This window comes from Nonomuraea sp. 10N515B (assembly GCF_052245915.1).
Lineage (GTDB): Bacteria > Actinomycetota > Actinomycetes > Streptosporangiales > Streptosporangiaceae > Nonomuraea.
Genome location: NZ_JBQQBQ010000133.1, coordinates 1 through 9,822, shown reverse-complemented (window position 1 = coordinate 9,822; position 9,822 = coordinate 1). Strand labels below are relative to the sequence as shown.

10 protein-coding genes are annotated in these 9,822 nt (G+C 71.4%); 2 read left to right on the top strand and 8 right to left on the bottom strand.

Annotated features, from left to right (window positions below; all coding sequences use genetic code 11):
- Positions 1-236 precede the first annotated feature (236 nt).
- The 6 genes from ACTWQA_RS57855 to ACTWQA_RS57830 form a co-directional block, all read right to left on the bottom strand.
- The gene (locus ACTWQA_RS57855) at positions 237-1,226 is read right to left on the bottom strand and encodes a M24 family metallopeptidase (protein WP_443167297.1); all 990 of its coding nucleotides are present in this window, start codon (positions 1,224-1,226) and stop codon (positions 237-239) included.
- On the bottom strand, positions 1,223-2,131 hold the full coding sequence (locus ACTWQA_RS57850) for an ABC transporter ATP-binding protein (RefSeq protein ID WP_443167296.1): 909 nt from the start codon (positions 2,129-2,131) through the stop codon (positions 1,223-1,225). Before ACTWQA_RS57850 ends, ACTWQA_RS57855 begins: the two co-directional genes overlap by 4 nt.
- Before the next feature lie 65 nt (positions 2,132-2,196).
- Complete coding sequence (locus ACTWQA_RS57845) at positions 2,197-2,973, bottom strand: ABC transporter ATP-binding protein (RefSeq protein WP_443167295.1); 777 nt, start codon at positions 2,971-2,973, stop codon at positions 2,197-2,199.
- On the bottom strand, positions 2,970-3,827 hold the full coding sequence (locus ACTWQA_RS57840) for an ABC transporter permease (protein ID WP_443167294.1): 858 nt from the start codon (positions 3,825-3,827) through the stop codon (positions 2,970-2,972). The genes ACTWQA_RS57845 and ACTWQA_RS57840 overlap by 4 nt, the downstream gene beginning before the upstream one ends.
- Entirely contained in the window at positions 3,824-4,924 is a 1,101-nt protein-coding gene (locus tag ACTWQA_RS57835; RefSeq protein WP_443167293.1) for an ABC transporter permease, read from the bottom strand. Before ACTWQA_RS57835 ends, ACTWQA_RS57840 begins: the two co-directional genes overlap by 4 nt.
- Before the next feature lie 13 nt (positions 4,925-4,937).
- Positions 4,938-6,518 (bottom strand): ABC transporter substrate-binding protein, encoded by a 1,581-nt coding sequence (locus ACTWQA_RS57830; protein WP_443167292.1) that lies wholly within the window; start codon positions 6,516-6,518, stop codon positions 4,938-4,940.
- A 106-nt stretch (positions 6,519-6,624) separates the two neighbouring features.
- On the opposite strand from ACTWQA_RS57830, the gene ACTWQA_RS57825 reads away from it, so the two are divergent.
- Entirely contained in the window at positions 6,625-7,263 is a 639-nt protein-coding gene (locus ACTWQA_RS57825) for an Lrp/AsnC family transcriptional regulator (RefSeq protein ID WP_327591115.1), read from the top strand.
- A gap of 28 nt (positions 7,264-7,291) precedes the next feature.
- Here the strand turns inward: ACTWQA_RS57825 and ACTWQA_RS57820 are convergent, their stop codons facing one another.
- Together ACTWQA_RS57820 and ACTWQA_RS57815 are read right to left on the bottom strand one after the other, a co-directional pair.
- On the bottom strand, positions 7,292-8,248 hold the full coding sequence (locus ACTWQA_RS57820) for a TIGR01777 family oxidoreductase (RefSeq protein WP_443167291.1): 957 nt from the start codon (positions 8,246-8,248) through the stop codon (positions 7,292-7,294).
- Positions 8,249-8,291: 43 nt separating this feature from the next.
- Positions 8,292-8,630 (bottom strand): hypothetical protein, encoded by a 339-nt coding sequence (locus ACTWQA_RS57815; protein WP_305920610.1) that lies wholly within the window; start codon positions 8,628-8,630, stop codon positions 8,292-8,294.
- A gap of 225 nt (positions 8,631-8,855) precedes the next feature.
- Between ACTWQA_RS57815 and ACTWQA_RS57810 the strand changes: the two genes are divergently transcribed.
- On the top strand, positions 8,856-9,623 hold the full coding sequence (locus tag ACTWQA_RS57810; protein ID WP_327582226.1) for a bestrophin-like domain: 768 nt from the start codon (positions 8,856-8,858) through the stop codon (positions 9,621-9,623).
- The last annotated feature ends 199 nt before the right edge of the window (positions 9,624-9,822 follow it).

The window sequence follows — 9,822 nt, the reverse complement described above, 5'->3', positions numbered from 1 at the left end:
CCGGCGTCACGACCCTGACCAGCAGGACGTCGCGGGCGGTCTCGGTGCCGAACGAGGTGCGGAACGGCGCCACCAGCGGCATCGCGATCCGCCGCAGCTCAACCCCGGTGATCTTCACACTCTCTCCCCAAGTAGGACATGCTGGAACGACCCGTCGCGGTGCGGTCCCCTGGCCATCAAACCACCGCGCAGGTCAGGCATGGTGTGCGGCCCGCCTTGGCCGGCACCGATGACCATTAGCGTTCCAGCACGTGTAGGGAGTCCACCCCGGGCGGGCCGGAGCTCAGCACCACAGGACCCGCCTCCGTGCAGGCCACCACGTCCGCCACCCGCGCGCCGAACAGCTCGGGCACATAGATCGCCGGCTCCAGGCAGAACGTCATGCCGGGCGCGAGCGGCGTGTCCTCGCCCAGCCGCGGACCCTCGTCCGGGCCCAGGCCGACGCCGCGGCCGGCATGCGCGGCGGCGAACCGGCCGTACCCGCTGCCGTCGATCACCGCGCCGACCGCCCGCACGACATCCGAGGCAGGCGCGGGCGGCCGGGCCGCCGCCAGAGCGGCGCCGTAGGCGGCGAGCACCACCGAGTACATGGCCTCGAAGTCCTCCGGCGGCTCGGCCACCGCGAAGACCCGAGCCACCTCCGCGCAGTAGCCGTCCCACCGCCCGCACAGCGACACCAGCAGCGCGTCCCCGGGGTTGATCACGCGGTCGCCTGGCAGGTGCGCGGGCCGCGCCGTGTGCTCGCCCGCCGCCACCCGCAGCGCCAGCACCTCCTCGCAGCCCGACTCCAGCGCCAGCATCCGCAGCGCGGCCGCCATCGCCCGCTCGGACGCGCCGAACCAGGCCAGCTCCCGTGCCTGCCTCAGCACCTCCTCGGCCCGCAGCGCCGCCCGCTCGAGGGCGGCGAGCTCGTCGGGCTCCTTACGCAGCCGCAGCGGGGCCAGCACCGCGGACGCGGGCACCAGCTCGGCCTCGATCGCCAGCCCGAACAGCTCCCGCACCCGCATCTCCGCGTCCACCCCGACCCGCCGCGCCCCCTCCGGCACCCATCGCGCCGGATCGGCGGTCTCGGCGAGCGTGTCCCGCGTGACCACGAGAAAGTCCGTCCCTTGGCCGCCGAGGAAGCGGAAGTCCGGCGACGGCCGCAACACCAGCGCGTCGACGCCTTCGTCGGCCATCGCCGTCCGCACGGCCTTCAGCCGCGCCTCGACCCGCTCCGGCGTCACGTCGGCTCGTGCAGCCAGCAGGCCACCGGCCCGAACGCGGGCTCCTTCACCCGGCACACGTCCATCACGAACGGGCACCGCGGGTGGAACCTGCACCCCTCCGGCGGATTCGCCGGATCCGGTACGTCCCCGGGCAACTCCGCGGGCAGCACACCCCTCCCGTCCGGCCGGGGAATGGCCTTGAGCAGCGCCTGCGTGTACGGATGCCGCGGCTCGGCCCACACCTCCTCCGTACGGCCCACCTCGACGATCTTGCCCAGGTACATGACGGCGATCCGGTCCGCGATCACCCGCACCACGGACAGGTCGTGGCTGATGAACAGCAGCCCCGCCCCCGACTGCACGGCCAGGTCCCGCATCAGCGTGGCCACCTGCGACTGCGCCGAGGCGTCCAGCGCCGAGATCGGCTCGTCGCCGATCAGCAGCCGCGGCCGGGCGGCGAGGGCCCGGGCGATCGCGACGCGCTGCCGCTGCCCGCCGGAGAACTCGTGCGGGTGCCGCCCGGCGAAGTCCCGCGGCAGCCCCACCCGTTCCAGCAGGTCGGCGGCCGTGGTGCCGGTGTCTCCCGAGGTGCGCAGCCCGTCGGCGATCTGGTCGCCGGCCCGCCGGCGCGGGTTCAGCGACGTGTACGGATCCTGGAACACCATCTGGATGCCGGTCAGCTTCCTGCGCCGCAGGCCCAGAGGTGTGACCGGCTGCCCCTCGAACGTGATCGAGCCCTCGGTGATCGGGTTCAGCCCGCAGACCGCGCGCGCCAGCGTCGACTTGCCGCACCCGGACTCGCCGACCAGCCCGACGACCTCGCCGGGAGCGACCTGCAGACTGGCCCCCGCCACGGCCCGCACGGCGGGACGGCCGGGGGAGCGGTGCTCGACGACCAGGTCGTCGATGGTCAGCAGCGTCACAGGCCCTCCTTCGTCGGGCCTGCGACTCAGCGTCCCGTGCCCATTGGTTCGCTCGCTGCGCTCGCTCACTGCGCCTCCGGCAGGGATTCCAGCAGCGAACGGGTGTAGGCGTGCTCCGGCTCGCGCAGCACCCGGCCCCGCGGCCCCGACTCGACGACCAGGCCGTCCTTCATCACGCTCACCTCGTCCGCGACGGCCGACATCACGCCCAGGTCGTGGGTGACCAGCAGCACCGCCAGCCCCAGCTCGTCGCAGAGCCCGCGCAGCAGCCGCAGCACGCCCGCCTGCACGGTCACGTCCAGCGCGGTCGTCGGCTCGTCGGCGATCAGCACCTTGGGCGAGCAGGCCAGCGCGATCGCGATCGCGATCCGCTGCCGCATGCCGCCGGAGAACTGGTGGGGGAAGCGCCGGTAGGCCTCCTGCGGGCCGGGGATGCGGACCTTGCCCAGCAGCTCCACCGCCCGCGCCCGGGCCTCGGCCTTACCCAGCCCCAGATGGTGCCGCATGTGCTCGGTGAGCTGCTTCCCGATCGTCAGCATCGGGTGCAGGCTCGTCGCCGGGTCCTGGAAGACCATGGCGACCTCGCCGCCGCGTACCCGGTTCAGCTCCTTGGGCGGCAAGGTGAGCAGGTCGCGCTCGCCGAGCCGGATGGCGCCCGAGGTCCGCGCGCCGTGCGGCAGCAGGCCCAGGACCGCCAGCCCGGTCATCGTCTTGCCGGACCCGCTCTCGCCGGCCAGCCCGTGCACCCTGCCCGGCTCCAGCCGCAGGTCGACGCCGCGCAGGATCTCCTTCCCGCCGATCGACACCGTCAGCCCCGCGATGTCCAGAGTAGTCGTCGTCACAGCGCACGCTCCTTGATCGCGCGGGCCGTACGTGGGTCGAGCGCGTCACGCAGCGTGTCGCCGAGGAAGTTGAACGCCAGCACCACCGTCAGGATCGCCAGCCCGGGGAACGTCGCCACCCACCAGCTGTCGAACACCTCGACCCCCGAGGCCACCATCGCCCCCCATTCGGGAGAGGGCGGCTTGGCCCCCAGGCCCAGGAAGGACAGCCCGGACAGCAGCAACAGGGCCGTGCCGATGTCCAGGGTCGCCAGCACGAGCACCGGGCCGGTCACGTTGGGCAGCACGTCCACCCGCAGCGACCGCCACACCGAGAAGCCCAGCAGCCGGCCGCTCAGTACGAACTCCCGCTCCCGCACCCCCAGCACCAGCCCCCGCGTGACCCGGGCGTAGGCGGGCCAGGCCACGACCAGCACGGCCAGCACCGCGTTGGCCAGGCTCGCGCCCAGCGCCGCGGCCACCACCATGGCCAGGATCACGGTCGGGAACGCGAACACCAGGTCCGCCACCCGCATGATCGTCTCATCCACCCACCTGCCGAAGTACCCGGCGCACGCGCCCAGCAGGCCGCCGATCAGCACCGACAGCGTCACCAGCAGCAACGTCAGCGGGATCGACACCCGCGCCCCGTACATGACGCGGCTCAGGATGTCGCGCCCCAGCTGGTCGGTGCCGAACCAGTGCCCGGGGCCGGGCGCCGCCAGCCGCGGCAGCTCCTGCGCCAGCGGGTCGTGCGGCGCGAGAATGGGCGCGGCCAGGGCGATCACGAGCCAGGCCGCCGCCAGCACGCCGCCGGCGACGGCCAGCGGCTGCCGCCACGCCTCCGGAAGCCTGCTCAACAAGGGGCGTGTCATTGCAGCCTCACTCGGGGGTCGATCACGCCGTACAGGACGTCCACGATCAGGTTGATGACCAGGTAGACGACGCCCACGACCAGGCCGACGCCCATGACGGCGGGCAGGTCGAGGGTGGTGGCGCTCTTGTAGGCGTACTGGCCGATGCCGGGCCAGGCGAAGATGGCCTCGACCAGCACCGTGCCCGACAGGAGGCTGCCGAAGGCCAGGCCCGCCACCGTGATGATCGGGACCAGGGCCGAGCGCAGCACGTACCGGAAGAGGATCACCCGGCCGGGCAGGCCCTTGGCGCGGGCGGCGCGGACATAATCCTGGCCGAGCACCTCCAGCACCGCCGAGCGGGTGAAGCGGGTGAGCAGCCCGATCGTGTAGAGCGCCAGGACCAGCGCGGGCGTGATCAGGTGGCCGACGGCGGAGGTGAAGATGTCCCACCGGCCCGCCAGCAGCGCGTCCGCCGTCTGCAGCCCGGTCACGGCCGGCGCCGAGCCGAGCGCCGCGTCCACCCGGCCGCTGCCCGGGGTGAGCTGCAGGCGGTAGAAGAACACGTAGAACGCGAGCAGCGCCAGCCAGAACGTCGGGACGGAGATGCCGATCAGGCTCAGCAGCCGCAGCGTGTGATCCGCCAGCCGGTCCCTGCGCAGGGCGGCGACCACGCCGAACGCCACGCCCAGCACCAGCGACACCAGGATCGCCGCCCCGGCCAGCTCCAGCGTCGCCGGCACGAACTCGGCCAGGTCCTGGCTCACCGGGCGGTGGCTCTGCTGGCTGGTGCCCAGGTCGCCCTGGAGCAGGCCCTGCAGGTGCAGGGCGTACTGCTGCCAGAGCGGCTTGTCCAGGCCGTGCTCGGCCCGCCACTGGGCGACGATCGCCGGGTCGCCCAGTGCGCGCTGGCCCAGGTTGGCGGCCACCGGGTCGCCGGGGACGAGATTCGTCAGGACGAACGTGACGAGCGTGATGCCCCAGGCCATGAGGACGGCGAGCAGGATGCGGCGGACGAGGAACCGCGCCAGCGGATGCGCCTGCCCGCCGGAGTTCGGCCGCCCCTGCCCCTGTCGCTCGGGTCGCGTCGCCTTGACGGCGTCCGGAGTGTCGGACACGTGCGGGGACCTCTTACTTCACGCCGAGGTCGGCGACGTCGACCGTCCACACCGGGTGGTACTCGAGCCCGGTCACCGACCCTGCCGTCACGATGTTCTGGCTCGGCTGGATCAGCGGGATGAACGGCCCCGAGGCGTTGAGCTTGGTCTGCACGTCGGCGTAGGCGCTCTTGCGGGCGTCGTCGCCGATCGCGGTGGCGGCCTTGTCGCCTGCGGCCTCGATCTCCTTGGCGGCCCCCGCCTTCCAGCCGGCCCGCAGCCCCACCAGCTTCCCGGGGAGGAAGGCCAGGTAGTCGCTCGGGTCGGGGTAGTCAGGGCCCCAGTACCACAGGCCCATCTCCTCCTTGCCGTTGCGGTAGTTGTCCAGCGCTGTGGTGACCGGCGCCGGCTGGAGGTCCACCGTGATGCCGACCTCCTTGAGGTTGGCCTGGACCCGCTCGGCCAGCGGCTGGAACGACAGCCCGTTCACGGTCAGCTCGCTCGGGTACTCGAGCTTCACGGTCGGGTTGGACAGCCCGCTGGCGGCCAGCGCCGCCTTGGCGCCCTCGACGTCCCGCTGGGCGGCCTGCTCGGGCGGCAGCGCGCCGAGGAGCTGTGACGGGATGACGCCGGGCGCCTGGGTCGAGCCCTCGCCGGCCAGCTCCAGCAGTCCCGCGTAGTCCACGCCCTTGCGCACGGCCTCGACGAACTTGGCGTTCGGCGTGGTCTTGCTGATCGCGGAGTCCTGGTTGGCCAGCAGGAAGATGACGTTCGCCGAGGCGGTCTTCTTGACCTGCAGTGTCGCGGGCATGCCGGCGACCTGGTCGCCGGACAGGTTCAGCGCCACCTGGCTGTCGCCGCGCGCCACGTTGAGCTTCTGGGTGGCGGCCTCGACGTTACGCAGCACGACCTTGTCGTAGGCGGGCTTCGTGCCGTAGTACTTCGGGTTCGCCTTGAGCGTGACCTGGCTGCTCACGTTGAACGACTCGATCATGTACGGGCCGGACCCGGCGGAGGCGGAGTTCAGCCACTGCTCGGCCTTGTCCTGCGGGTCCGTGGTGGCGCCGTGCTGCTGGGCGAGCTTGCTGTTGATGATGCCGAGCGCCGGGTTCGGCAGGATGTACGGCAGTGCCGGGTTCGCCGCCTTCGACGTCAGCGTGATCGTCGTGTCGTCGGTCTTGGCCACCTCGACGCCGTCCAGCAGGAACGACGGGGTGCCCTTCATGTCCCGCACACGGGTCAGCGAGAACACCACGTCGTCCGCGGTCACCGGGGCGCCGTCGGCGAACGTGGCGCCCTGCTTGAGCTTCAGCGTCAGCGTCTTGCCGTCCTCGCTCAGCTCGTACGACTCGGCCAGGGCCGGCATCGGCTTGGTGACGTCGGCCCCATCGAAGGTGAGCATCGTCTCGTAGACGGCCTTGCCGACGATCAGCCCCGTCGGCTCATACGTGCGGCCCGGGTCGGCCGTCTTGAGGTCGAAGGACGTGTCGATGACGAGGGTCTTGCCGCCGCCGGAGGCCGCGGGCGACTGGGAGGTGCCGCCGCCGCTTGCGCAGGCGGCGAGGGTGAGCGCAGCGGCGAGCAGCACAGCCGCCGTCTGCGAGCGGGTCGCCATGGTGGTCCTCCACATGTGGACGTCTGGCAGAAAGATGTCGAGGATTGTGCGGCAGAATGTCCAGGTCCTGCGCGACCGGCAAGACGTATATGAGATCGACGAGGTAATGATGAGTGAAATATCCAGAAATGCTGGCAGCGGTGGTGGTCCGTCTGGACGGATCGGCATCGGGCTCGAATTGGACGACGTCCACATGAAGATGCTCGAGGTCCTGCGCGAGAACGGCAGGATCTCGGTCGCCGCGCTGGCCGAGCGGGTGGGCATCTCCCGCGCGAGCGCCTACACCCGCTTCGAGGCGCTGCGCGCGGACGGCGCGATCAAGGGGTTCACCGCCGAGATCGACCACGTGCGGGCCGGGCTCGGCATCACCGCACTGATCTTCGTGACCGTGCGGCAGCAAATGTGGAAGCAGTTCAGGGCCGAGCTCGCCAGGATGCCGGAAGTGGAGTACTGCGCGATCACCACCGGCCAGCACGACGCGATGATCCAGGTACGGGTGGCGGACGTGGCGGCGGTGCACACCATGGTGACCGACCGGCTGGCCAACATCCCGGCGGTCAAGGCGACCGAGACGGTCTTCATCCTGGACGAGGTGCTCAAGCGGCCGTACGTGCTGCCCAGCGACGGCCGGCAGGCGCGCCGGAGCCCGCGCCCGGCGCAGGAGACGCAGGGCGACGTGCCGCTCGGCAAGATGCGCTTCGTCGGCGCGGCCGAGGGCCGGGCCGCGCTCAAGAAGGACGACTAGGGTTCCTGGTGCGGCAGGAGCCGGATGCTCAGCCGGTGGAGCCGGGCCCGCCGCGCACGCGCCGTACGAGGTCGGCGGCGGCCTCCGGCCACTGCGCATAGTCGAAGGCGAAGCCGGCTTCGAGCAGGCGCCCGGGGACGACCCGGCGACTTTTCAGCAGGAGTTCGGTATCGGAGCGCAGCGCGAACGCGCCGAGCTCGGCCATCCATCGCGTTGCGGGCAGGCCCACCGGAACACCCCACGCGGTGCGCAGCAGGCGCATGAACGTGCGCTGCGGCAAGGGAACGGGAGCGGCGAGGTTCACCGGCCCGGTGAGGTCGTCGCGGCCGGCCAGGAACTCGACGGCGCGGACGAAATCACGGTCGTGGATCCATGACACGTACTGCGCGCCGCCCGCGACCGGGCCGCCGAGGCCCAGCCGCACCAGCCGCAGCAAGACGTCGAAGACGCCGCCGCGCTCGGGACTCATCACCATGGCCGCGCGCATGCTGACCTTGCGGGTGTGCGGAGTTTCCGCTTGTTCCTGCGCCCGCTCCCACGCCTGTGCGATCTCGACGCTGTAGGCCCAGTAGCCCGGGACGCCGGATTCGGCCCCGCCGAGCTCACCGGTCGCCTCGTCGTTGGGCGCGTCGAAGCGGTGGGAATAGACAGTGGCCGTGCTCATCTGCAGCCAGACCCGGGGAGGCCGCACGGCGGCGGCGATCGCCTCACCCACGACACGGGTTGAATGCACCCGCGAATCCATCATGGCCCGCAGATTGGCCGTGGTGTAGCGACAGTTGACGCTGCGTCCGGCCAGATTGACCACGACGTCGCTGCCGTCGATCTCCTCTGCCCATGGACCCAGGGTCTCGCCGTCCCAGCGGACGTCACGGCCGCGTACCGGATGCCGGGTGAGCACCACGACGTCATGGCCTGCGGCGGTCAGCGAGCGATTGAGGATTGTCCCTACCTGTCCGGTTCCCCCGGGTATCACTATCTTCATCAGGCTCCCCCCAAGGTGCTGGGACGGAGAGAGTTGAACACGTTCAGTCCGGGATCTCCGCACACACGCTGACGTGCGGTGTGTCGTCACCGTCGAACGTGAACTCCTCCACCAGGCGCAACAGCCCGTCGTCCCCGGCCTCGACGCGGCTGCTGCTCCTGCCGCCCGCCGTCCCGCCGGCCTTCAGCGCGTGCACATAGGCGATCGACACCTGCTCGCCGTCGCGGGTGCCGACGAAGCGCCCGTGGGTCACGGTGTCGCCGGTGTAGCTGCCCCACACCACCCCGTCGGCCTCCCAGTACAGGAACTCCGTGGGACTGTCCGGGTCCACCACGCTCGCCGTCGAGCTCACCATCACGAATTTGCGGCCGTTGAGATTCACGGGCATTCATGGTGCAGAGATTTCCGGTTCATCACAGCGTCGCTGGACGAATGGTCAGAGCGGCCTGGGGATGGCCGCCAATCCGTCCAAACCGCCCTGCCCCCGGTCCTGAGGGTGCACGCATGGGCGCGTTGCCGGAGCTTTACCTTTCCGGGCCTGACGCCATCATTGCACAGTGTGATAGTAATGTGACACTGCGTATCCGATGTGTGTTCGGGAGATTTCATGGTGGCGTACACGCTCTCGATCCTGGCGGCGGTAGGCGTGGTGATGCTCACCGCGCTGGTGTTCAGGCTGTTCAGGCGTGGCGGCGAGGACCGCGATCCCGGCGGTCCTTCCGCCGGCCACGCGGGGGCGATGTTGTCGGCCATGTTCCTGCTGGTGTTCGCCATCGCGATCATCGTGCCCTGGACGAAGGCCGACACCGCCCGGCAGAACACCCATACCGAGAGCCAGGCCGCGATCGACGCCTACTGGACGGCTGCCGGCCTGCCGGACGACGCGGCCCGGCAGGTGCGCACCGCGCTGCGCGAATACGTCATCTTCGTGGTCAGGGACGAGTGGCCGCTCATGGCCCAGGGCCGGATGGACCCGGTCGGCGCCGCCAGGATGGACGAGTTGCGGGGCCGCGTCAGCGACCTCGAGGTGAGCGGTGAGGACGAGGAGGAGGCCAGGGGAAATCTCCTTCAGCACATCGGCGCGATCTCCATGGCCCGTGCCCAGCGCAGCGCCGACGCCGCCGCGGCCCCGCCAGACGGGCTGCTGTTCCTGACGATCCTCACCGGTGTGGTGGTCATCGTGTTCCCGTTCCTGGCCGGGGCCCGGCCGCAGGGGCTGACGATCCTGCCTCTGGTGGCGATGGCGGCGTTGCTGGGCTTCGGCACCTACCTGACGTGGGACATCTCCCGGGCCTTCGACGGGCCGCTGGCCGTCGGGCCCGAGGCGTTCCAAGGGGCGTTGCAGGAGTTCGCGCGCGTCGGCGAAGGGGTGTGAGGGTGGCGGGCAGACGGCGCGCCTCCCGCTCGGTGGGCGTGCGGTGGGGCGGGTCCCGTTACGGGGGCGTGCGGTGGGGAGGGGCCCGTTACGCGGGCGTCCGGCGGCGGCGCGCGGGTATCTGGCGGTGGCGTGCGTCGTGGCCTGTGGGTGCCGGGTGGTGGCGCGTGTCGCGGCCTGTGGGCGGGCGGTGGTGGCG